Annotated in this window: 22 protein-coding genes (1 of these 22 cut by a window edge); 8 read left to right on the forward strand and 14 right to left on the reverse strand. The window is 61.2% G+C overall.

The window, feature by feature from the left end; translation table 11 throughout:
* Positions 1–430: part of a hypothetical protein coding region (locus JF616_21435; protein ID MBW8890325.1), annotated on the forward strand (this coding region is incomplete at its 5' end). The annotated region extends 648 nt beyond the left edge of the window; the window shows 430 of its 1078 annotated nt.
* 142 nt (positions 431–572) lie between these two features.
* Entirely contained in the window at positions 573–1481 is a 909-nt protein-coding gene (locus JF616_21440; GenBank protein ID MBW8890326.1) for a class I SAM-dependent methyltransferase, read from the forward strand.
* A gap of 31 nt (positions 1482–1512) precedes the next feature.
* Here JF616_21440 and JF616_21445 read toward each other — a convergent pair whose 3' ends face one another.
* On the reverse strand, positions 1513–3003 hold the full coding sequence (locus JF616_21445; GenBank protein MBW8890327.1) for a flippase: 1491 nt from the start codon (positions 3001–3003) through the stop codon (positions 1513–1515).
* A 137-nt stretch (positions 3004–3140) separates the two neighbouring features.
* Here JF616_21445 and JF616_21450 point away from each other — a divergent pair, with 137 nt between their 5' ends.
* Both JF616_21450 and JF616_21455 read left to right on the forward strand, forming a co-directional pair.
* Complete coding sequence (locus tag JF616_21450) at positions 3141–4385, forward strand: hypothetical protein (GenBank protein MBW8890328.1); 1245 nt, start codon at positions 3141–3143, stop codon at positions 4383–4385.
* Positions 4382–5662 (forward strand): oligosaccharide repeat unit polymerase, encoded by a 1281-nt coding sequence (locus tag JF616_21455; GenBank protein ID MBW8890329.1) that lies wholly within the window; start codon positions 4382–4384, stop codon positions 5660–5662. Before JF616_21450 ends, JF616_21455 begins: the two co-directional genes overlap by 4 nt.
* A 45-nt stretch (positions 5663–5707) precedes the next feature.
* On the opposite strand, the gene JF616_21460 is transcribed toward JF616_21455, so the two are convergent.
* The 13 genes from JF616_21460 to JF616_21520 all read right to left on the reverse strand — a co-directional run bounded on the left by JF616_21460 (position 5708) and on the right by JF616_21520 (position 18182).
* The gene (locus JF616_21460; GenBank protein ID MBW8890330.1) at positions 5708–7402 is read right to left on the reverse strand and encodes a hypothetical protein; all 1695 of its coding nucleotides are present in this window, start codon (positions 7400–7402) and stop codon (positions 5708–5710) included.
* A gap of 40 nt (positions 7403–7442) precedes the next feature.
* Positions 7443–9050 (reverse strand): SLBB domain-containing protein, encoded by a 1608-nt coding sequence (locus tag JF616_21465; GenBank protein ID MBW8890331.1) that lies wholly within the window; start codon positions 9048–9050, stop codon positions 7443–7445.
* Between the two features lie 65 nt (positions 9051–9115).
* Complete coding sequence (locus tag JF616_21470) at positions 9116–10162, reverse strand: tetratricopeptide repeat protein (protein ID MBW8890332.1); 1047 nt, start codon at positions 10160–10162, stop codon at positions 9116–9118.
* Complete coding sequence (locus JF616_21475) at positions 10149–10835, reverse strand: TonB family protein (GenBank protein MBW8890333.1); 687 nt, start codon at positions 10833–10835, stop codon at positions 10149–10151. The genes JF616_21470 and JF616_21475 overlap by 14 nt, the downstream gene beginning before the upstream one ends.
* A gap of 10 nt (positions 10836–10845) precedes the next feature.
* On the reverse strand, positions 10846–11193 hold the full coding sequence (locus JF616_21480; GenBank protein MBW8890334.1) for a biopolymer transporter ExbD: 348 nt from the start codon (positions 11191–11193) through the stop codon (positions 10846–10848).
* 71 nt (positions 11194–11264) lie between these two features.
* Complete coding sequence (locus JF616_21485) at positions 11265–11933, reverse strand: MotA/TolQ/ExbB proton channel family protein (GenBank protein MBW8890335.1); 669 nt, start codon at positions 11931–11933, stop codon at positions 11265–11267.
* Entirely contained in the window at positions 11930–13414 is a 1485-nt protein-coding gene (locus tag JF616_21490; GenBank protein ID MBW8890336.1) for a DUF3450 family protein, read from the reverse strand. Before JF616_21490 ends, JF616_21485 begins: the two co-directional genes overlap by 4 nt.
* The gene (locus JF616_21495; GenBank protein ID MBW8890337.1) at positions 13411–14211 is read right to left on the reverse strand and encodes a DUF3450 family protein; all 801 of its coding nucleotides are present in this window, start codon (positions 14209–14211) and stop codon (positions 13411–13413) included. The genes JF616_21490 and JF616_21495 overlap by 4 nt, the downstream gene beginning before the upstream one ends.
* Before the next feature lie 90 nt (positions 14212–14301).
* Positions 14302–14574, reverse strand: coding sequence for a (2Fe-2S)-binding protein (locus JF616_21500; GenBank protein ID MBW8890338.1), 273 nt, complete (start codon positions 14572–14574; stop codon positions 14302–14304).
* A gap of 77 nt (positions 14575–14651) precedes the next feature.
* On the reverse strand, positions 14652–15134 hold the full coding sequence (locus JF616_21505) for a GatB/YqeY domain-containing protein (GenBank protein ID MBW8890339.1): 483 nt from the start codon (positions 15132–15134) through the stop codon (positions 14652–14654).
* Positions 15135–15244: 110 nt separating this feature from the next.
* Positions 15245–15976, reverse strand: a complete 732-nt coding sequence (locus JF616_21510; protein MBW8890340.1) for a class I SAM-dependent methyltransferase — start codon at positions 15974–15976, stop codon at positions 15245–15247.
* Between the two features lie 227 nt (positions 15977–16203).
* On the reverse strand, positions 16204–17574 hold the full coding sequence (locus JF616_21515) for a hypothetical protein (GenBank protein MBW8890341.1): 1371 nt from the start codon (positions 17572–17574) through the stop codon (positions 16204–16206).
* Between the two features lie 365 nt (positions 17575–17939).
* Positions 17940–18182 carry a hypothetical protein gene (locus JF616_21520; protein ID MBW8890342.1) on the reverse strand — a complete coding sequence of 81 codons (243 nt, stop codon included), beginning with the start codon at positions 18180–18182 and terminating at the stop codon, positions 17940–17942.
* A gap of 249 nt (positions 18183–18431) precedes the next feature.
* Here JF616_21520 and JF616_21525 point away from each other — a divergent pair, with 249 nt between their 5' ends.
* The 4 genes from JF616_21525 to JF616_21540 all read left to right on the forward strand — a co-directional run bounded on the left by JF616_21525 (position 18432) and on the right by JF616_21540 (position 21336).
* Positions 18432–19847 (forward strand): HAMP domain-containing histidine kinase, encoded by a 1416-nt coding sequence (locus JF616_21525; GenBank protein MBW8890343.1) that lies wholly within the window; start codon positions 18432–18434, stop codon positions 19845–19847.
* Between the two features lie 94 nt (positions 19848–19941).
* Entirely contained in the window at positions 19942–20436 is a 495-nt protein-coding gene (locus tag JF616_21530; GenBank protein ID MBW8890344.1) for a YeeE/YedE family protein, read from the forward strand.
* Entirely contained in the window at positions 20436–20843 is a 408-nt protein-coding gene (locus tag JF616_21535) for a YeeE/YedE family protein (GenBank protein ID MBW8890345.1), read from the forward strand. The genes JF616_21530 and JF616_21535 overlap by 1 nt, the downstream gene beginning before the upstream one ends.
* Before the next feature lie 169 nt (positions 20844–21012).
* Positions 21013–21336 (forward strand): hypothetical protein, encoded by a 324-nt coding sequence (locus JF616_21540; protein ID MBW8890346.1) that lies wholly within the window; start codon positions 21013–21015, stop codon positions 21334–21336.
* The last annotated feature ends 226 nt before the right edge of the window (positions 21337–21562 follow it).

The following is a 21562-nucleotide window of genomic DNA, read 5'->3' on the forward strand; positions in this document are numbered from 1 at the left end:
CTCGCACCAGATATCGAATATCCTTAAGTTCGGTTCGGGAACAATCACCCGGTATACGAATAATACTACTTCATTTTCATGGACGGGAGGCACACCCACGGCATCCGTGACCAATACATTTACAGGGATCTACCTACCGAATTTAAATAGCAGTTTGCAGCTCCAGGTACCCGCCGGGACCTCGATGAAGACAATTCAATTGCACGTCGGTGTAAATAAGGCGCGGGGTCGTTTGGAGGCTTCGCTTAGCGACGGGAGCCTACCCATGGTCTCAAATACGGCTATCAACAATTCAACGGGTCGGTCGAATGCTGTCTACACGATTCACTTTGCCTCTGGCTCAAATAATCAAACTCTGACTCTTAAGTGGATACTTCAGACGGATTATGGATCTGGAAGCATCACCATCCAAGGGGCTGCGCTTTGGTAATGCTAACCGGCCCAATCCGGTGTAACGGTGCGCCGATGTTGCTATTTTGTGCCCGGAAACGGGAAAGGTAAGGCAACGCCGTATGCATCTCTGCCGCATCTGTGGAAACTCCCAGGGTAACATTGATGTTACTACACGGGAAATGATGTTCGGCACCCGGGAAGCCTTCGCGTATTTCGAATGCGCCGCCTGCGGATGCCTCCAGATCGCGGAAATCCCGGAAAACATGGCGCGGCATTATCCCGAGCGATACTACTCCTACTCTTCCACCGGTCCGACCGAACCGCAACCCGCCTGGAAACGATATCTCAAGTCCGCCCGGACCCGGAGGGCCCTGGAGGGCCGGGGTCTTTTGGGAAGGCTGGCCATGCCCTTCGTGCAAGTTCCCGCCTGGGCAGAGCAGTGGTTCAAGCCCGCGGGGATCTCCCAAGGCTCATCCATACTGGAGGCGGGATGCGGTCAAGGGCATCTCTTGAGGCAGTTGGCTTCCTGGGGATTCACCCGTCTTACCGGCGTCGATCCCTTCGTGGCGTCCGACCTCGCCTACCCTGACGGGGTACGGGTATGGCGGAAGCGTTTGGATGAAATGGGCGGCCGATTCGATATGGTGATGATGCACCATGCCTTCGAGCATATGCCCGATCCGCATGGCACACTGGCAGCGGCATCCGTCCTGCTCGCGCCCGGAGGTTCGATCCTCCTCCGTATTCCCCTCGCTTCTTCGGAGGCCTATCGTACCTACCGGGAGGATTGGGTCCAACTCGATGCCCCCCGCCATCTCTATCTGCATACGCGCAAGAGCCTGGAAATCGCCGCCGGGCGCGCGGGCCTTCTTATCGAACACGCGGCTTACGATTCCACCGGTTTCCAATTCTGGGGCAGCGAGCAATACCGGAAGGGCATCCCGCTGTTCTCGCCCGAGTCGTATGCGGTTGATCCTGCGAAATCACCCTTCAGCTCCGATGAGATATTACGCTACGAGGAGCGCGCCGCGGCCCTCAACGCGCGTTTAGAGGGAGATCAGGCCTGCTTCATGCTCAGGCGGTCGTAAGGGCTCCGCGGCCACGGGGGTATCACCAAGGTTACACCCCTCCAGGCGGGGGAACGGTTGACCCTAGGGCGGCCTTCCATCGCCGGCCTGCCATCCCGGTCATTTCGCGCGCCAGCGGATCTTTCCCCAGCCACAGCGCCCCCAAGTAGAATGCCGTTCCCGCCAGCCCGCCGGCGAAGGCCGCGGCCACGTCACGGCCCACGCGGTAAGAAACCGCCCATGCGACGCCGCCCGCCAGAACCCCTAGGGCGAGGTAGAGCGTGGCATGCGCGTCCCAATAGCGGAATTCCGAGGGGCGCTTGCGCGCGAACGCGAGCAGTACCAGGCCGGCGCATGCCTCCGTGGCCACCGCCGACCAAGCGGCCCCGTTCTCGGCGAATCGGGGAATCAAGATCAGGTTGAGCGCTAGATTGACGGCTGCGCCCGTTGCGGATGAGAACAATAGGGCCCGTTCATCCCCGCGCGGGAAAAGGATCTGGAGGCCGAGCCAGTTGGTGAATCCCGCCAAGGGCAACAGAGGCAGGGTATACCGCAGGGTGGCCCCCGCCGCCAGGAATTCCGGACCCGCCAGGACGCCCACGATGCGCGGTGCCAGCGCGGTCAGGATGCCATAGATGGGGAAGCAAATGAAGAAAACCGTGCGGATTGATTTTTGGCCCAGGGCGGCGTAGTCCTCGCGGCGTCCCGATTCGAGAAAGGCGGTGATGCGGGGGAGGATCGCCATGGTCAGGGCGAAGACCACGATGTAAGACGTGCGGGTCACGCGGATGGCGGCCGAATAAAGCCCTAAGGCATGTTCCCCGGCCAGGAATCCCAAGAGGACGCCGTCCAAGTACACATAGGCGTTCGTCAGAAGCCAGACCACCCCCAGCAGCGCCAAAGGCCGAAGATGGCTCAAAGGGTGGATGTCACGGAAGCGTAGGGAGACCTTGCGTAGCGCCGAGCCCAGTCCCCATAAATTGTATGCCGCAGCCGCCGCGGCGCCGATGACGACCACGTAGATGTAATCCTGGCCGCGGCGGACCAGTAAGACGATGAGCAGGAAGGCTACGATCTTGGTGGACAGGTTCCTCGCCAGGACGGAAGGGAATTCCTCCAACCCCTGGAAAAACCAATCCATGGACACGCAATTGGCGAGGACCAGGAGCCCCGCCGCGGCGTAAAGCGGCCATTCGGAACGGATGCGGCCCGGAAGCAGCAGGCAGGACCCGTATAGGACGATGGCGATGCCCGTGAAAGCCAGATTGAGTGCGATCAGTTCGGAAAAAACGCGACGCAAGCGTTCCGGATCATTCCGGACCCTCGCGATCTCCCGCGCCCCATATATGGGTAGGGCGGAGGCGGCCATCAGGGCGAAATAGGAAGCAAGGGCGGTGGCCATGTTGATGCGCCCGGTCAGGGTCGGCCCCAGGATCCGGGAAACGTAGGCGAAGGTGATCAGAGGGGAGAGAATGTTCACGGCGGTGAAGGCCGCGGTGAAGGCGAAATTCCTCTTGGCGGATGCGGGGGGGCGGGAACTCACGGGGGCCCCAAGATCTAAACAATTCCGCAACTGCCGGCAGGCTGCCGGGTTCGGAGGGAGGCCCGCCATGGATTTTCCGAGGCAATTAAGTACCTTCTTCGCGTGTCTGCCTCCGAATTTTTCCGCGGGCCCGCCCTATGATTGAACGCGTCGAAAACGAGTATTCCCGGACCGCCTATGGGCGGCAAACCCCGCCAACCGGTCCGGTGAGCGTGAGCCTGCTGGATTTGCTCCTCATCTTGCTGGAGCGAAAATGGCTTCTGGGGATCGGAACCCTGCTGGCGGCGGCGGCTTCGGTGGCCCTGGTGCTCTCGATGACCAGTTATTATACCGCCTCCGCGGTGGTGCTTCCTTCCCAGCAAAAGATGGGTCTTCCTTTCGGTTCGCTGATGGGGGATTTGCCCATGGGAAGCCTCATGAAATCCCTCGACTTCCTGGGGGGACAGGATAACAACGGACGCTTCCTCAGCATCCTGGACAGCCGGCGCCTGGGCGAGACGGTCATCGCGCGTTTCGATCTGGAGTCCCGGTACGGGTTCCGCAAGCGGAAGAAATACTATTTCGAGAATGTCCTCAAAGAATACAAGAACAAGGTCCGATCCAAAGAGGATGACAACGGCAATATCGTGATCAGCGCGGAGGATTCCACTCCCGAAGTGGCGGCGCAGATGGCGAATTACATCGCCGAACAGTTGGATTCCATCAGCTATCAGCTCTCCCAGCAAAGCGCCAAGGGCTCGCGCCTGTTTTTCGAGGAACGCCTCAAGCTGATCCGGCTCGACCTGGACTCCGCCCATCGTGCCTTCGCCGATTTCCAGATGGCTAACAACTTCGTGGATCTGGACCAGCAGGTCAAGGCCTCCATCGAGGCCATGGCCGGGGTCGAGGCCGAGGTTATTTCCAACGACATCGAGAACGAGATGCTGTCTTCCAGTTTCGGCAACAATTCGCGCATGGCCGAGGTGAAGCGCAAAAAGGAAGTGCTCAAGCGGCGCATGGCCGATTACATGGCCAATGGCAGCGGATCCCTGGTGATTCCCCTCAAGAAGGCGCCGGAGCTGGGCATCAAGTACGCGAACCTGTATCGGGACGTAAAGGTCCAGGAAGGCATTTACGCCTTCGTCTTGCAGCTCTATGAGCAGGCCAAATTCCGGGAAGCCAACAATTCCCCCGTGGTGACGCTACTGGAACCGGCCCGCACCCCGGAGAAGCGGTCATCCCCGAAACGGATGGTCTTTTGCGCGGTCATGACCTTGGCCGCCTTCTCCTTCCTGGCAACGTGGATCCTGATCGGACATTGGATCCGGACCCAGACGGCGGCGCGGGGCGAGACGGCCGCGAAGCTCGAGCGCTTGCGGGCCCATTTCCGTCTTTCAAAATGACCTGGCTGATGCTCGCGGTGTTGGCGGCGACCCTGGTCACCGCCTTCCGACCGGGCTTCGACTTGCTTTCGCCGTCGCGGATTTACATCTGCGTCTACGCCCTGCTTCTCGCCTTCTACCATCTCAATCTCAGCCGCCTGCAAACGCCTTGGTCGCTCACAAGCAACTTGTTGTTCTACGGGGCATCTGCCCTTTTCCTCGCGGGAGGATTGTGGGTTTGGATCGCGGGTAAGTCCAAAAACCCGGATTGGCGGCTGGATTTCACCGCCGTCCGCGATGCCCTCCGCCGGGATTCGGAAACCGTGGATTGGCCCTGGTTCCGTCGCGTGTACGCTATTTGCATCCTGGGCTTCCTGATCAGCTTCGGCGTGAGCATGGCCATCGTAGGGGGCTTGCCCGCCTTCATGAAGGATCCGGACGACGCCCGCATCAAGTTCTTTTCGGCCACCCAGATCACCAATTACGGGATCTTCCTCGGGCCCATCAGCCTCATGCTCGGCATGGTACTGCTTTGGTTTTCGAATCCGAGTCGGGCGGGCCGTCGCTGGATCCTCGCCTCCCTGGCCTTCGTACTCGTACTGTACATGTCGATAGTTACGCGTTATGACCTGTTCCGGTTCCTGATTTTCTCCGTCGTCCTGTACCACTACGGAAGGAAGCCGCTCCGATTCCGCCATGTGCTCGTGGGATTGTTCCTGGGAGCCATCGTCTTTTTCGCGGCCTTCCTCATCCGGGTGAATACCTCGTCCATGGAGACCTTCAATGAAATGATCCAGGTCAAAATGCCGAAGCACTTGGCCTGGGCGAGCAACATCTACGCGTACCTGGCCAACGATTTCTGGAACTATGACTTCGCCGTCACGCGATACGTGGATGGGGATCGCCATTATCCCCTGCAATACGGTTTGGGCCTGTTCCGCGCGCTGCTATGGAACCTCCATCTGGAAGGGCCCTTGGACGATGCCTTTCACTTCGATACGCTCTATAACGAGTCGGCCGCGCGGATAAAAGGGCTTAACACGGTGGTCTACGTGTGGCACTTCTACAAGGACTTCGGGATCGCAGGCGCATTGCTGCTGCCGCTGGCGGCGGGCCTGCTCGCGTGGAAGTTCTATTTCAACACCATGCTGACCCCAACGATTTTCCGCGTGGGGATTTGGGGCATCTTGGCCGGCGTGGTGGCCCTCAGCTACCATACTCCGCTTTGGGAGCTTTGGTTTCTCTACTTGAACCTGCTGGTCTTCTTCATCGCCCACCGCAGGGTGAAAATCACTTAGAAGCCGCCCGCTTTCCCGCCGTGCCGGGGACGACCCAAACTTGCTTCACCGGATTTCCAGCAAGGATACCGAGTTCGCTTCCATGACCAGGCGCTTGAGAATGGTCCCCCCGGCATCGGCACGGAGCACGGAAAGGGAATCCTCCGCGGGTCCCGCCAGACGCGCGCGCCTGGCATACTCCCCGCGTTTCGCCTCCCACAACCTACGATGCGCATCGCCGAATTGGAACTCCATGCAGGCGTCGTCGGGAGCGGGAACGGAAAGGCCGGCGGCCGCCATGTCGCGCTGCCAGGCCTCCAGGTAACTCGAATGTTCCCTATCCACGCGAAAGTGCCGCACCGCATAGGCGCGTCCCGGGGATAAGCCCTTCGCGGAGATCTCCACCTCCTCGCTCCCGCGCGCGCCCGCTTCCCGGTCGAAGCGGAATACCAGGATGTGGCGGACGCTGTCCGATCCGGACGCGATGGCGTCCAGCCATCCGCCCATGCCGTCGAAGAACCCCCGCTTCAATGCGGCGGAAGCGCGCCTTTCCCCTTGCATACGGAGATACATGGCCGCCACGTTGGCCGGTGCGGAGGCCAATCCGCCGTGCTCCGAGAACCTGGAAATATGGTCGGAACTTACGAAGCCCCATTGCTGGTACCGCGACAAGCCCTCGTCCAACGCCTCTTTCCAGACGCCCGCGTTCCAGGCCGCCCCGCGGGCGGTTCCGTCGCTGCGGTTGAGTAAAGGGCTCCCCTCCTCGAAGTAATTCCCCTCGGCCACGTTCAGGCGCACGGGAACGTCCGGGAAGCGGCGCTCCGCGATCCAACGTAGGCGATCGATCATCCTGGCCAGTTGGCGCGGGTCATGGCCGATTTGGCTGCCGGTATTCCCTCCATACGCGGAGAACTGGAACAGGAGGGTGTCCCGGCCGGGCCGGAAGCGGGGCAGTTGGAGATGCTCCGGACAGCGATTGGGGCCATGGGCGAGGAAATCGAGTAAAGGCGCGGTCCAGGAATCGGATGAGAAACCGAGCGCGCCGGCGAAAGGGAGCACCAGGTTCCCTGGTTGCAAGGTTCCTAGGCCGGCATCGCGCAGGGCGGCGGCGGAGCAATCATAAAGCTTTTCATACTCCTCCAGGTTGCCCATATCGGCATGGCGGTCCGCGTGGCGCGGATCCCAGGTGTCCCGGTTATCGGGTTCGCGCCCCAATTGCCAGCCCCATTTCCCGACTTCCGCCGGGGGAATCCCCAGGGAGTCGCGCACGTAGGCGAACAAGGCTTTCAGGTACCGATAGTGGGCTTCAGCATCGGAGGGACCCGCCACGTTCCATTGGAAATTTCCGGGACGCGAGACCCGCCCGGGCGAAAGCGCCGCGGGAACGGGACCCACGTCGATGACCGGGCGGATGCCCCGCGCGCGAAGGATCTTGAGAGCGTTAAAGAAGGGATGCTTGGGATCGAAGGGAAGCATGCGGCCCGCGGAATCGCGGTAAAGATCGGGCACGGAGTAGGGCCCGTCGGGACGCGCCCCGGTGGCCATGACCAAGGCGGCTTCGCGCACGAAGGGCTCGAAGCGGGGCAGGCTGGCGGGGTCATCGGGGTTCCAACGCTTCCAGGGAAGCCAGATGTTGATCCGGCACCAGACCGGTTCGATGACGGGGGATAGGCCTTGGATGGAACGGCCCGCGGGATCCTTCCAGGGCACGGTCCAATCGACATCCAGACGCGCGGCCCCCGCGGACGCGGCGGCCAGCAAGAGAGAGAGGATGGAAATGGATCGGAGGGAGATCGGAAACCTATTTTTTACCCAGTACGACAAGGGTTACCAGTATGCTTAAGACCGCGGGCACCAATTGGATGATGGGCAGCACCACGTTGAGGAACTGCTTGTATTCGATGCTGGCCGGGACCACGATGATATCGCCTTGGAGAGGCTTACCCGAATCGCGGATTTGGGATAAGCCATGGTAGCTGGCGAGCATGAACTGGTTCTTGGTATCCGCCTTATCCGTGTACCCGCCCGCCTTTTTCACGTAATCATCCATCTCCTGGCCTTTGACATAGGGGTAGGCCCCGGGGCTTACTACGTTTCCGCTCACGTATACGAATGGATCCTGCCGCGGTACGAAGATCTCGTCCCCGTCCTGCAGGGCGGCCTGGGAGTCCAATTCGCCGGACCGCACCAGGGTGTAATCGGCTAAGGTCTGCAAATCATTGATGGATGCGGTCATTTCCGGGCGAACCGAGCGCAGGCCTCCGGCCAGGGAACCCTTCGCGCCGTAGGACATGAGCCGGTCCGATTCCTCGTTCTGCGGGAGCAGCTTCTCGCTGCGGCGATGACGGATGATCACGGTGCGCTCGACATCCGCCTGCTCGGTGGATCCCCCGGCCAATGCGATGATGTCGCGTAGGGACGATTGCGCCGAGAGGACCGGATAGGTTCCGGGCCGCTTCACTTCCCCCGTCACTTGCACGGTATCGGGCCGGGGGAAATCCTCGCGGGAACCGACCGTGATCAGATCGTTGGGGTGAAGGATGAAACCGGAGGCCTCCTTTATCGAGACCCGCTTCAGGGAACGATGGGAAGGCGAATCCGCCTTTTGCACCAGGATGGCATTGGAATCCGAGGATTGCTTGAGGTTGAGGATCGAGAGCAAGTCCGCCAGGGATTCCCCCGGCACCACCGCGACCCAACCCACGACCGGTTCCAGCACCTCGCCCGAGACGTATACCTTGGCGTCGATGGGGTCGAGGTTCACGTTATCGCCGGGATAGAGGTAGGGGTTTTGGGAAAGATCCTGCTTCGAGAAGAAGCGCACCAGATCGTAGGTCTTTACCGAATCGCGGTTGCGCACGGTCACCCTGCGATAATCGGATTTGGAGATGACGGGCAAGTTCCCGTTGTTGGCCGCGCGGATGGCGTCCAGCACGCGATGCGTGCCGGGAAGCTGGTAGCTGCCGGCCACGTTCACCAGGCCGGTCACGGTCACGTTGACCCGCTTCGCCTTCTTGAGGGCTACGTAGACGTCGTAATTCCGCTTCAGGCTCGCGCGCACGCGGTCCTGGATGATCTTAAGGGCCTTGGACAAGGGAATCCGGCCCAATGCGATAAAGCCCAGGTCGCTGTCGTACAAGTTGCCGTTGGGATCGACGACGGGAAAGTATTCCTTGCTGGGCAGGCCCACGATGGAAATGCGGAACCCGTCCCCGCCTCCGACGATATAGGTATCCGGGTCGATGGAGTTGTCGGGGGCTTCGCCTTCCATAAGCGGCTCTTTGGTTTTGCCCTCCATTTCGCCCAAAAGGCGTTGGCGCATCTCGGCGGGGATTTCCAAGGCATGGGAACGCGGCGGAGATAAAACGAGGAGGGCGGCGATCCAACCCAGCGCGATACGTACGTTCACGGTTCCGTTCTCCTTGGCTCCCCAGGCCGGCTTAAGGAGCGGCCCGATAAGACGCGAAAAGGTACTTAATCACCGAGGCCGCGCAAGACTTCATCGGCCTTCTTGTGGTCGCCTTTATTGAAGTAGACCGCGGCCACGTTCTCGACTCCGCTTCGGCCCTGCAGGCTGCCGAGAGCGTAGGCTGCCTTGAACTCCTCCAAGGCCCGGTCGTAGCGGCCCTGGGCGAAGAACAAGGTCCCGCGCTTAAGGCGTATCTCGGGCTTCTTGATGCCCGCCTTGACCGCGTTCTCCAAGGCCAAAAGGGCCAGGAAATCGTCTCCCTTCTTTTCGTGGAGGGCGGCGATGCGCATGTAGTATTCGGACCGTTTGGGATCGATGACCAGGCCGTCTTCATAAGCGCGCACGGCCTTGCGATCGTTGCCGCCCAGCTCGTAAAGCTGGCCCAGGTAGAAATAGAGATCGGCGCCGGGCAGGGGGATGATGAGCAGGGCGTCTTCCATCACCTTTTCGGCGGCTTCATAATCGCGGATGCGCGCGTTGGCTTCGGCCATGGCCAGGTAGATGTCGGCCTGATCGGGATCGATCTTCAGGGCGGCATCGAAGTTCTGCAGGGCCTCGGGGACGTCCCCGGCCTGCAGGGAGAGTTCGCCCAGCATCTGATAGGCCCGCATATTCGGCCCGTCGATCTCGAGGGCGCGCCGATAGCAGGGGAAGGCATCGCCCACCGCGCCCATGAAGGCATATACGTCGCCCAAGGTAAGCCAGGCTCGCGTGAAGGTGGGCGCCTCTTCCAGGCTGCGGCGATAAGCGACGATGGCCTTGTTATAGGCCTTGGTCTGCACGTGGCAATTGCCGAGGTTGAACCATGCGAAGGCTCGGTTGATGGAGATCTTGCCCTTGAGGGCGACCAGCCGGTATTGTTCGGCGGCGGCCAGGTAATCGCCCTTCTCGTACAGCTTATTGCCGAGGGCGAGCGGATCCTTGGGCGCCTGGGAAGTATCGGCGGGAGCGGCGCCGGCTTGGGCGCGGGCGGGCGCGACGGCGGCGAGGGTCGCGAATAGGCAAAGGGTGGCGCAACGGATCGCGGCCTTCATCTTTTTAAGGTTGATCAAAGGTATACCGCCGCTTGAAACGTTGCCGCACCGCCATCTTCTGAAGGGTAGCGGGCTTGAATTGCAGGGACCTGGCTTGGGCGATGGCGGCGGCGGCGAACCCGTAGCCGTTCGGCTCCTCCTTCACGACCATGATCTGTTCCACGCGCCCCAACTCATTCACCACGAAAGTCACGTCGACGATGCCCGTTACGCCTTCACGGGCGGCCCTAGGGGGATAGGCGGGCGAGGGATCGGCTCCGACGATTTTCGCGTCCGTATCCGTCTGGCCCATCTCATAAGTCATGGCCGCCATACCCGGCCCTTGCCCGGCATCCATGCTGCTGCCGATGGCTCCGGTGCGGCTACCGCCCGATACCAAGGCCAGTCCTTCGCCGCCGGCCGGGCTCAAATCGATCTTGAGGCCGCCGCCGGGGGTGGAGGGCCGGGCCGGATTGGGCTGGGGCGGATCGAGAGACGCCAGTTTGATCTCTTTGATCTCGTGCTTGACCAGTTTTTCGGTAGGCGGCTGCGAGAAGGAAAGTTCCGTCACCACCTGATGGGCCGACTTGGGCGCGTTGGCATGCTTCTGGATCAGCACCTGGATATAGGGAACGAGCAAATACAATCCCAGGTTCACGGCCACCGCCGCGACCAGGATGATCGACTTCTCGAATGCTCGCATCAGGCGCATGGCTCGCGGGCTATTCCTTCAGGGACGAGATGGAGACCTTCTTCACGTTGGCCAGGTTGCATTCGTCCAGCACGTCCACGGCCTTCGAGATAGAGGCGTCGCGATCGGCTACGATCACCACCGCCCGGTCCGGATCCTCGGACATGTAATGCTTCAGCACGCTGCCCAGGGCCTTGAGGCTCACGGGGCTCTCGTTCACGTGGATGGCGCCTTCCTTGGTCACCCCGATCAAGAGGGGTTGACGCGGAAGCGACTTGGAACTGCTGGCCTTGGGCTTGTTGATGTCGATGCCGGTCTCGCGGGTGAAGCTGCTGGTCAAGACGAAGAAGACCAGCAGGAAGAACAGCATATCGATCATGTTGATCAGGTTGATTTCGGCCACCCGCCGTGGCCTGCGCCGCAAGCCGAAATCGTCGCCGCCGATGGCGCTCACGCTATGCTCCCTTCGCTAAGCCCATGGTCAGGCCCATGGGCCGACCAGATCCGGATCAATTTCGTCGCGCCCGCCACGCATTCGTCCTCGATTGCGTCGGCGCGCTTTTGCAAATGGTCATGGCAGATGAGCATGGGGAAGGCCACCACCAGGCCGGCTTCCGTCACCATCAGCGCCTGGGCGATGCCGCCCGCCATCATGGACGGATTCCCGGCCCCATAGAGGGTGATGACCCGGAAGGTTTCCATGATGCCCATCACCGTGCCGGCCAAGCCCAGCAAGGGCGCCGCGCCGGCCAAGACCGCCAAGGTACCCAGATGCCTGGACAATTCCGGTATCGTGCCATGCAAGGCCTCCTTGGCCCGCAGGACCATGGCTTCTTGCCCGAAAGGGCGCGCATCGGAAATGGACCGGGCCACCTGGCCGAACAGACCCTTGGCGCGCGCGGCCTCGGCGGTTCCGGCTTGCGCCGCGCCGATCTGGGACTTGCCGGCGCCTCCCAGAAAGCGAAGCGGTTTGCCGTCCAGCTTGCGGAAGGTCCACCAGCGCTCCAGGATCAGGAACCAGCCGACCTGCCCCGCCAGGAAGATGGCGCCCATGATCCAACCGCCTTGGGCGATGATGCGCCAAACGTCGAATACGGTTTGCCGGAGCGCGTCGTTCATCCCTTCGGCCATACCACGTTCAACGCCTTGAGCGCGTAGAACTCCATGTCCGACACGATGCGGTCCACGCGGTTGGCGAGGAAGTTATGCCCCAGCAAGGTGGGGATGGCGATCAGCAGGCCCGTCTCCGTGGCGATGAGCGCCTCGCCGATGCCGCCGGCCAAAAGCTTCGGATCGTTCACGCCGTGCTGGGTGATGACCTGGAACATGGCGATCAGGCCCGACACCGTTCCCAGCAGGCCCAACAATGGCGCCGCCGCCGCGAACACAGAGAGCGTGGTCAAATGCCGCTCCAGGCGCGGCACCTCGTGCAGAAGAACCTCTTTCACGTCCTTCTCAGCCAATTCGCGATCCTTGTTGCGATTCGCCGCCACCGCACCGATCACCTTGAGGATGGGGCTGGAAGGCTGCTCGCGGGCCAGCTTCAACGCCTCTTCGGGGCTGTTCGCGAGGCTATCCACCGCTTTCCCGTACGCCTTGACGCCGCCTGCGCGGCTGCGGACCACGGTGAAAAGCTTGGAGAAGAACATGTACAGCACGAACAAAGGAATGATGAGCAACGGCCACATGAATACGCCGCCCGTCCTCACGGTATGCATCAGGCTTTTCCAAAAACTCTTCTCTTCCTTCTGGATATAGGCTTTGCCCTGGACCTGGTTGGGCAGGATGTCCACGGGGATGGCGACCGCGCCCGTGGCGCCTTTTTCCATGGCTTCCAGATTCTTCGCCAAGGCCGAACTGGCTTCGACCGGAAGATTCTCGCGCCAATCGTAAGGGTTGATGGCCCCCGAGCCCCCGTCCTTCAAGAGCAGTCCCGCCGCTCCGGTCTTATCGTCCCGGTAGGCCGAGGCCACCAATCCGATGCGGAGCAAGGCGCCTTCCCCGCGGCTCTTGTCCGCGCGGGTGAAATCCCGCTTCTCCAGGGTGATCTCCCGCGAGAGGGCCATTTCGGAAGCGTAGAAGCCCGCCAGGTCGGATAGGATCTCGGCGGGAGCTTCGCGCTTGGATTCGGCGGCCTTGCGGATCTGGTTGAAGCGCTGCATGCGTTCGGGGACCTTGGCCGGGAAGCCCTTCTCCACGTTGTTCGACATCTCGCCGATGCGATCGGAAAGCTGCGACGCCAACGAAAGGAATTGCACCTTCGCGTTCTCGGCCTGGGCTTCCGCCTCCTCGGCATCCTTCTGCAGGCTTTGGATCTCCTCATGCAGGCGATCCGCCTCCTGGTTCTTCACCTCCAATTGGTTCTTGAGATCGTCGTAGGACTGGTTGAACTTTTCGCGCGCGTCCATGTCACCGCGCTTGTCCTCCCAGCGCTTGGCGATCACCTTGTCGCGCAATTGCCTCGCCTTCTCCAGCTCATCCTTCAAGGCTTCGATCTTGTCGGCGTTCTCGTTCACCGACACCTGCGCCCGAAGGCGCAAGGGCGCCGCTGCGATCATGAGCGCGGCCAGGGACAATTTCAAACCGGTCGCGGCCTTCATTTTCCGCCCTCCACCAGCTTAGGCGCTTGGAAGGGGAGGCTCACCAATTGCGGCGCCACCTTGCCTTGGGCCACCTTCATGGCGGTGAAGATATTGTCGCGGATCTCGGGGGAGACGTCCGCCTCGTGCCAAACGTAGCCGGTATCGGCCTTGGCCAGCCAGGCCGCGGTCTTACCGTCGTCGCCGGCGAAGGCCAGCAGGGCCGCCCCCAGGCGCACGAAGCTGCCTTCCTTATCCGAGCCGTCCGCCGAGCGGTAACTTCCCCGGTACACTTCGGTCTCGTAAGCGAAGTCGAGGTTGGCCTGGGAAAGGGTGAAGAAGCGGTTCAATCCTTCCTCTACGCCTACCGTGCCGTTGTCCAAGGCAGCGGCCAGATCCTCGAGATCGGCCGCGCGCTTTTCGCGATCGTAGGGGAAATCCTTGCGTACCGTGGCGGCCAAATCCCGGGTTTGCTTGGCGAACGCTTTCAGGAATTCCTTCTGGCGGGACTGGTACTGCGTCGACTGGGCTTTGAATGACGCCTTCTGTTGCCGCGCCCTTTCCTGCTGGCGCTTCAGGCTATCGATGCGGCCGCCCGTCGCCCGCAATTGTTCCTGCAAGGCTTTCAGCTTGGCGGCCTTCTCGGCCTCGAAATCCGTCGCGCGCTTACGCTCGGATTTATGGAGTTCCTTTTCGCGCTCGATTTCCTTGTCCACCCGATCCAACTCACGCTGGACCGAAGTCAGGGTCTCCTGGGCGCGGGCCGGGATGAGGAATAAGCACAGTACGCAAACCGATAACAATGCTCTGATAGGCAAAGAGTTCTCCTCCGTATCCATTGGACGCGAACAAACTACCAAAGGGCGCGCGTCCCCAGCCACCGCGAAGACGAAAAACGGCTTTTGGGGCTATTTCAGGGGTGGCCGGATATCGATGGCGGGCGTCGTTTTCGAAGCAGGCATCGTATTCAGGGCGGACGCAGCTGGCGCTCCTCCCGGAAAGCGATCTTCCCCGTAGAAACGGAGCAGGTCTTCCAAGTCCGGGCGGCAGCCTCCGCAGCCGGTGCATACCCGTAGGCGCGCGCTCAGATCGTCCACCGTGGAACATCCCGCTTCGATGGCGGCCACGATGGCGGGCTTTTCGACCCGCAGGCAATAGCAAATCAGATCCGGCATGAACATGAGTATACAACAATGCGCTATCGGGCGCGATCCGGCGGGGTCAACCGCCCGACCGCCGGGCTATCCCGCGGATAGGGCTATCCTCCGGAAAGCTTGGCCTTTACGATCTCGCTCACCAGCTTCCCGTCCGCCTTCCCCTGGGTCTGCGGCCGCACGATGGCCATCACGGCGCCCATGTCCTTGGGCGAAGACGCTCCCGCTTGGGCGATGGCCGCCGCGACCAGGCTTTCGATTTCCGCTTTCTCCATCTGCTTGGGAAGGTATTTCTCCACGATGGCGATCTTGGCCCGCTCCTGCGCGGCGATGTCCTCGCGCACCACGCCCGCGGCGTTCTTGCCCATGGCGTTGTCCAGCGTTTCCTTGAATTGCTTGATGGCCTTAGCGAGGATGCCGGCCATATCCGTATCCTCGGGCTCCTTGCGGTTGTTCACCTTATAGCTCTTGGCCTCCGCGAGCACGGTGCGCAGGGTCAGGATCTTCAGCGCGTTCTCCTCCTTGCGGGAAGGCTCGCGATCCTTCATGGTGGCGATGACGTCGGCGTTGATTTGTTCGAGGATCATGGGCCTATCCTTTTTAGGGCGGTAGCCCGCAAAAGATAGGAAATGGGACGCTCAGGGCCGGGTGCGGAGGTAGGGGGCCGGCTTCCGCGGGGATTCGGCCGCGCGCGGCATCATTTCCGAAGAACGGTGATTCCGGCGATATGCCTGTAGATCAATATGGAGAAAAGCGCTGCCAGGCTGCGCATGCCGGGGATCTTCAGCAGTTGGGAGACCTTGCCGGCGTGGTGCGCGCGGTAGAGGGAGATATATAGTTCCGAAGCATGGGGATAAACGCCCACGCAGCGGAATCCCGATTTGCGACCGGCCCGGATGATGCGGGCCGGATGCATATCCCGTTCCGTAGTGCCGAATTCCCGCATGACTTCTTTCGATCGGCGCGCATGCCCGAGTCCCGGCTCGGAAGTAATACAGATGCCCCCGGGTTTCAGGGCGCGGTACGCGCTGTTGAGGGCCTTGGCCTCATCGATGGAATGGTGCAGGCAATCGAAGAAGACGGCGATATCGAACTCGTTCTCGAATGCAAGGCTCTCATAATCCGCGACGACGAAATCGAGATGGGGGAGCTTATGCTCCTCTTTCAACCGGAGGCCGGCCTCGATGGCCTCGGGCACCAGATCCTGGCCAACCACGTCGTAACCCCTTTGGGCGAAGAGCACGCTCGTCCAGCCGGTCCCGCAACCCAGATCCAAAAGTCGTCCCTTGGGAGGCATGAGGCCGAGCATGGCCCCGAGCTCCATCAGGTACTGACCGCAATGAGGGTCGGACCAAGGCTTGTGGATGGCATGCTGCATGCCCTCCTCGCCGAGCTTATTGAAATACTGGAATTCCCCTGGAGTAGGCATAGGCCAAAGTTACAATTTCGATCCCCCCCTTCGTCCAGCCAAGGCTATCGATATCAAAGCTCCCCCAGGGTCTTCGACGAAGTAAGGCCGTCCCCGAACCCCTCGAGCGCCGCAATTGAGGACCCAACTAACGGGCGCCGCGAGAGGGAGAGGCGCGCAGCGCCGACCCGGATGCAAGGCGCGATAGCGCCGGCAGGGAGAGGCGCTAGGAACTGGAAGCAGGAGCATTACCGGTTCGCGCCGAATAGCCTCCCCAACAGGTTCCGCGAATGCGCGAATCCGGACGCGGATGGGAACCTCGCAGCCCGGGATCCGGGCGCCAGCGTGGTCGGAAGGGCCGCATCGGGAGCCCACCAGTTCCCGCTCAGAAGAAGCAAGGTCAGCAATTCGATGGAGTCTCCGTAGTACTCGTTCTGTTTGGTGGTCGCCAGGTAGGCCCAGCCTTTGTCCAGGAATTCTTGGTTGGATGCGTCGGCGATGGCGGATGCGATCAACGGCGCGGTGAAAGCCATATTCCCGTAGGTGACGAGGGCGGTACCATCGAGCTTATAGCCCGCCATGATGGCGGCCGGGTTCCCGCTAGAGGCGCCTTTGATCCAGCCCGAGACCTTCGCTAAGGCCGACTTGGATTCGGCGGAGCCGTTATGCGCGTAGTCCACCGCCATGCGCAAAGGGAACCGGCAGGCATTCCAGGAGTAGTCCCCATCGGTTTCCTTTTCCAGGAAGTTGGGGGCGGCGGGCTTGGCCGGATCGCCCACCACGAAATCCGGCATGAGCCCGGTCTTGGAAGAATAGCCGGAGCTGATCGCGCCGACCAGGGTGAAAATGGTTTTACGCGCGTCCCCCCAGGACGCGTCGCCCGTGGCTTTCTGGAAAGCCGTCATATGGCCCGCCATCCAATCCGAAGAACGCGTGTTCAAGCCGTTCTTGTCCCAATCCCCGAGCGTCGTACGATGGCTCGACTGTCCCACTTCGCTTTTCTTGATGCCATCGGTGATGATGCGCTTGGCCTCGGTGAGATAATTAACGGTTCCGCCCGAACCCCATTGGTAGTCGGCCAGAAGCAAGGCATAGGCGATATCCATGTCCCCATCGGTGGCGGAATTCAGATGGGAATTTTCACCGGGCCCCACGGAATAGGACATGAGCGCGTTGTTGGTGCCGCTGCGGTTCTTGTCGAACAGATGGAAGAAACCATCAAAATAGGTTCGCGCGTCCGGTTCGCCTTTCGGCCCCGCCATGAGCGCGGCCAGAATCATCCCGTATCCGTTGGCCTCCGAAGAGGACTTGTCCCCGTCCGGCGCGTTGGTAGTCCGCATTTCGATGTAGTAGCCGCCCTGGATGCTCGTGGCGGCCTTGACGTACTTAGACTTATACGAGGTCCAGGCATCCAGCACGGCCTTGTTCATAGCCGCCTGATCCACGTTACCCGGCTTGATGCACCCGGGATAAGCCAACCCCATCGGGAAAGGCCGATTCTCCGCCGCCCCCGCGCCGCCAGACCCGAAGGAAAGGGCCAGGGAAGCGATCAGGGTCTTAGCGATCAGGCGCGCGGGAGAAGAATTTTTCTTGGGCATGGTGACGGAGATAGTCGGCATTCCGCCCCACCTGGTTCAGCGTCCCCACTAATCCCCATCCTTACACACCCATCCCTCCGTCCCCTCACTCTAGCTCATCCTCCAAGCCCAACCTTCCAAACCCACCTCGATCCAAACCCATCGATCCACCTCAAAGTCCAGCCATCGCTACTTGAATTCAAATCGATCGCGGAGTCTTCAACGAAGAATGGCCATCCCCGAACCCACCGAGCGCGGCTGTAGAGGCCGGTCTACCGAGCCCCGCGAGGTGGAGAGGCGCGCAGCGCCGACAGCGAGGCGGAGAGGCGCCAGGTGCTGGTAGTAAATGAGGCGCAGGTGCGCGCCGACACAGGATACCCCGGCGGCCAGGCGCAAAAAAACGCGGTTTACTTCAACGAGGGGTTCCGATGGACCAGGCGCCGGACGATAGCGAACTCGGCCTTCTGGATCTTCTGCAGATGGGTTTCCTCCTCGGAGGAATCCTTGCGCGGCCGGAATTGGTTCTCAGCTTGTTGGACCAGGTTCTCGATCTCGTCGTGGGGGATCCATTTCGAGAAGAAGACGGTCATCGAGTCCACGGACTCGAATCCGTATTTCTGGCTGCGGCGGTCGGAAGGCGAGGAGACCATTGGAACCCTTGGACCGATGCGTGGCGGGTGAAGAGCCAAGGCGAATCGGGACGGGTGTATTCTATCGACAATTGGACCCAGGGGCAATGGTTACTTGCGCTCCGGCGATCTAACGCCGTCATAAATACCCAAAATGCTGCAATACCTCCGGGCGGAGTCTTGCTATTCGTCGGATTCGAGGGATGGGATCCGGCGCCCGGATTACCGCGATGTTCCGGATTGAGGTAAGTTATGCCCCGTGGCGCGTCCATGTTGAATCCGAGAGCCTTATTCAAGGACGGCATGACCATCAAGATGCGCTTGGCGGTGCTGTTCACCGTCCTGGTCGCGGTCATTCTGGCCTGTTTCACCTCGGTCATCTACGGGTTCGCCGCCTACCAACAAAGCGAGCTTTTCTATTCCGAACTCAAGACCCACGCCATCGCCACGGCGACCGTGGTTCTGCGAAGCGATAATCTCAGCGATTCGCTGCTGGAGCCGTACCGCAAGAAGGTCCTCGATCAGCTCTACCAGGAGAGCGTCGATATCTACGGTCTGGATCTGCGGAGCGTATTCCATAGGGGCGAAGGCATGGTGCCGTTGGACGCCATGGCCATGCGGCGCGCCGTTGACTTCGGCGTCTATCGGGCCTCCATGGGGAACGCGTTGCGCGAGTTGGCCTTCCCCTTTTGGGATGAGGACAAGCAATACGTCGTGTGCATCTCGGCGGTGGACGAGCATGGGACCAAGACCATGGCGCGCCTGCGCTGGAGCCTTTTCACCGGGTACGTAGCCTCGCTCGCTATCGTATTCGCGGCCGGCCGGCTGTTCGCCAGCGAGGCCATCGCTCCCCTGGCGCGTATCACCAACCAGGCGCAGGGCATCTCGGCCACGGACCTGCACGTGCGCGTGGAAGCGGGCCGGCAGAACGACGAATTGTCCCAACTCGCCCGGGCCTTCAACGGCATGTTGGACCGGCTCGAAAGGGCCTTCCGGTCCCAGAAGCAATTCATCGCCAACGCTTCCCATGAGTTGCGTACGCCGCTCACCACCATGGAAGGGCAATTGGAAGTCTCCCTCATGAAGCGGCGGAGCCCGGAGGAATACCGGCAGACCCTGGCCGTCGCCCTCGATGAGGTCCGCGCCCTGCGCTTCACGACCAACAATCTGCTGCTCTTGACCAAGGCGGAGGCCGATTCCCTGGCCCTGGAAAAGCGTCCCGTGCGCATCGACGAAGTCTTGCTCGCGGCGTTGGAAGAGGCGAGGCGCCGTTATCCCGGGCGAAACGTGGAGATCGAATACTCCGAAATCCCCGTCGATGAGAACGCGCTTTTGATCCTCGGGAACGAAGATCTCCTCCGCAATGCCTTCCTCAACTTGATCGAGAACGCCGTCAAGTATTCCCCCGAGGGAAGCCCCTCGCGGGTGTCCGTGGAGGCGGGCGGCCGCACCGTGGTCGTGCGCGTTTCCGACACGGGATCGGGAATCGCGCCCGAGGACATGCCGCGCATCTTCGAGCCTTTTTTCCGGTCCACGCGCACCCAATCGATCCCGGGCAGCGGCATCGGCCTGACCCTGGTCAAGGCCATCGTGGAACGGCATGGGGGAAGCTTGGAGATCCGGAGCGCGCTCGGCCAGGGTACCGTGGTCCGCGTCGTGCTACCGCTGGCCGGCCCGCGCGCTTGACCGAAACGGCCTGATGGGCCCGAAAGGCCCCGCCAAGTACGGCGCTCGTCGCTCCCATAGGGATGGGTTATATTACGGATCGAGGGACGAATCTATGTGGCAAAGCGTGCTTCAGCCTTGGCCCTGGTACGTATCCGGGCCGCTTATCGGCCTGACCGTTCCCTTGCTGCTCCTTTTCGGGGGGCGAAACTTGGGCGTCAGTTCCAGCTTCCGGCATATCTGCGCCGCCTTGCTTCCCAAATCCCCGCTTGCCGAATTGCGCTCCTACGATTGGCGCAAGGAAGCTTGGAGCCTCCTATTCGTGGCCGGGCTGGCCGTCGGGGCCTTTCTCGCGACGCGGTTCCTGTCCGCGGATCCGGCCCCGTTGCTCCCGCCTTCGATCCATACGGTAGCGGGCGCGTTACGGTTGCTGGGCGGCGGGATCCTGATCGGATTCGGCACCCGTTGGGCTTCCGGTTGTACTTCGGGGCATAGCATCATGGGCTTATCCAACTTGCAACTGGCGAGCCTGGCCGCGACCTTGAGCTTCTTCGCGGGCGGCCTTACCGCGGCCCTGATCCATTGGCTGCTCGGCATGGGAGGCCGCTGATGGGCCGCTTGCGGTACTTCCTTTTAGGAGCCTATTTCGGTTTGGTCCTGACCAAATCCCAGGTCATCTCCTGGTACAAGATCCGGAACATGTTCTACTTCCGCGAGCCCGATCTGTACCTCATCATCGGATCGGCGGTGCTGGTGGGCGCCCTTTCGGTACGACTGATAAAGCGCTACCATCCCCGCACCTTCCAGGGCGAACCGCTTTCAATTCCCGGCAAGCAACTTACGCGCGGAACCGTACTCGGCGGTTTCCTGTTCGGCCTGGGGTGGTTCACCACCGGCACTTGCCCAGGTCCCATCTATGCGCAAATAGGCGCCGGAGAGGCCTGGGCCCTCTTCACCCTGGCCGGCGCGCTGATGGGAGCCTATCTCTACGCCCGTCTGCGGCCCTGGATCGGCTGATATCGCGAGCATTGCCGTTCGGCTCCGGTCAAACGAATGTTTCAATATCGTTTCGATACGGGATTAGCGCCTTCCCGCGAAAACCATTTCATTAGATCCCAGTAGGGCCTCTTTAGCGAGCGCCCTTGTGCAAGCGAGGATTCCCATGATTAATAGTTTGGAAGAATTAATGGATCGGTCGCCGGAAGCGGGACCCATGCTTTCCATGGGCACCGAGCCGGAAGAGTATTACTTGATCAACGGGGACGGGGTTGAATCCGAAAGGGTTTCCGCGGATCTGGTGGAGAGGCTGAGGTCGATCGGCATCTTCTATATCTACGCGGGTACCCTCGAATTCAATGCCATGGCATCGCGGATTTTGCAGGACATGCGCGATGGCGGGGCCGCCATCGATGAGGAAGGCTTTCACGCGCGTGTGGAGGAAAGCAAGCGCCTATACCACGGCGAGCATCCGGACTTTTGGCCGGAAGCGGAGATGGACTTTCCGGGATAAGCCCACTCGCCCGCGATCTTACTTCTCCCGAAAACTTCTCCCGAAGCCCCCTGGCCTTTCGCGACAATGCGATAGGCCAGTAACCTTTTCCGTAAACAAAAATCCCCCACCAAAGCGCCGAAACCGGCGAATAACGGCATTAAAAAGCTCAGAAATGGAAAAGACTTTATGCAGGACTGGAAAGGGTCCTTAAGTTATAGGGATCTGAATCGACGCATCGATACTA

It is taken from the genome of Fibrobacterota bacterium, assembly GCA_019509785.1.
In the GTDB taxonomy this organism is placed as follows: Bacteria; Fibrobacterota; Fibrobacteria; order UBA11236; family UBA11236; genus Chersky-265.

Excerpts from the sequence above, each read along its gene's own strand:
- JF616_21455 (MBW8890329.1), top strand. The coding sequence starts at position 4,382 with ATGACCTGGCTGATGCTCGCGGTGTTGGCGGCGACCCTGGTCACCGCC.
- JF616_21525 (MBW8890343.1), top strand. The coding sequence starts at position 18,432 with ATGTTGAATCCGAGAGCCTTATTCAAGGACGGCATGACCATCAAGATG.
- JF616_21490 (MBW8890336.1), bottom strand. The coding sequence starts at position 13,414 with ATGAAGGCCGCGACCGGTTTGAAATTGTCCCTGGCCGCGCTCATGATC.
- JF616_21530 (MBW8890344.1), top strand. The coding sequence starts at position 19,942 with ATGTGGCAAAGCGTGCTTCAGCCTTGGCCCTGGTACGTATCCGGGCCG.
- JF616_21500 (MBW8890338.1), bottom strand. The coding sequence starts at position 14,574 with ATGTTCATGCCGGATCTGATTTGCTATTGCCTGCGGGTCGAAAAGCCC.
- JF616_21480 (MBW8890334.1), bottom strand. The coding sequence starts at position 11,193 with ATGATCGATATGCTGTTCTTCCTGCTGGTCTTCTTCGTCTTGACCAGC.
- JF616_21485 (MBW8890335.1), bottom strand. The coding sequence starts at position 11,933 with ATGAACGACGCGCTCCGGCAAACCGTATTCGACGTTTGGCGCATCATC.
- JF616_21510 (MBW8890340.1), bottom strand. The coding sequence starts at position 15,976 with ATGCCTACTCCAGGGGAATTCCAGTATTTCAATAAGCTCGGCGAGGAG.
- JF616_21450 (MBW8890328.1), top strand. The coding sequence starts at position 3,141 with ATGATTGAACGCGTCGAAAACGAGTATTCCCGGACCGCCTATGGGCGG.
- JF616_21540 (MBW8890346.1), top strand. The coding sequence starts at position 21,013 with ATGGATCGGTCGCCGGAAGCGGGACCCATGCTTTCCATGGGCACCGAG.
- JF616_21440 (MBW8890326.1), top strand. The coding sequence starts at position 573 with ATGATGTTCGGCACCCGGGAAGCCTTCGCGTATTTCGAATGCGCCGCC.
- JF616_21475 (MBW8890333.1), bottom strand. The coding sequence starts at position 10,835 with ATGCGCCTGATGCGAGCATTCGAGAAGTCGATCATCCTGGTCGCGGCG.
- JF616_21515 (MBW8890341.1), bottom strand. The coding sequence starts at position 17,574 with ATGCCGACTATCTCCGTCACCATGCCCAAGAAAAATTCTTCTCCCGCG.
- JF616_21520 (MBW8890342.1), bottom strand. The coding sequence starts at position 18,182 with ATGGTCTCCTCGCCTTCCGACCGCCGCAGCCAGAAATACGGATTCGAG.
- JF616_21535 (MBW8890345.1), top strand. The coding sequence starts at position 20,436 with ATGGGCCGCTTGCGGTACTTCCTTTTAGGAGCCTATTTCGGTTTGGTC.
- JF616_21505 (MBW8890339.1), bottom strand. The coding sequence starts at position 15,134 with ATGATCCTCGAACAAATCAACGCCGACGTCATCGCCACCATGAAGGAT.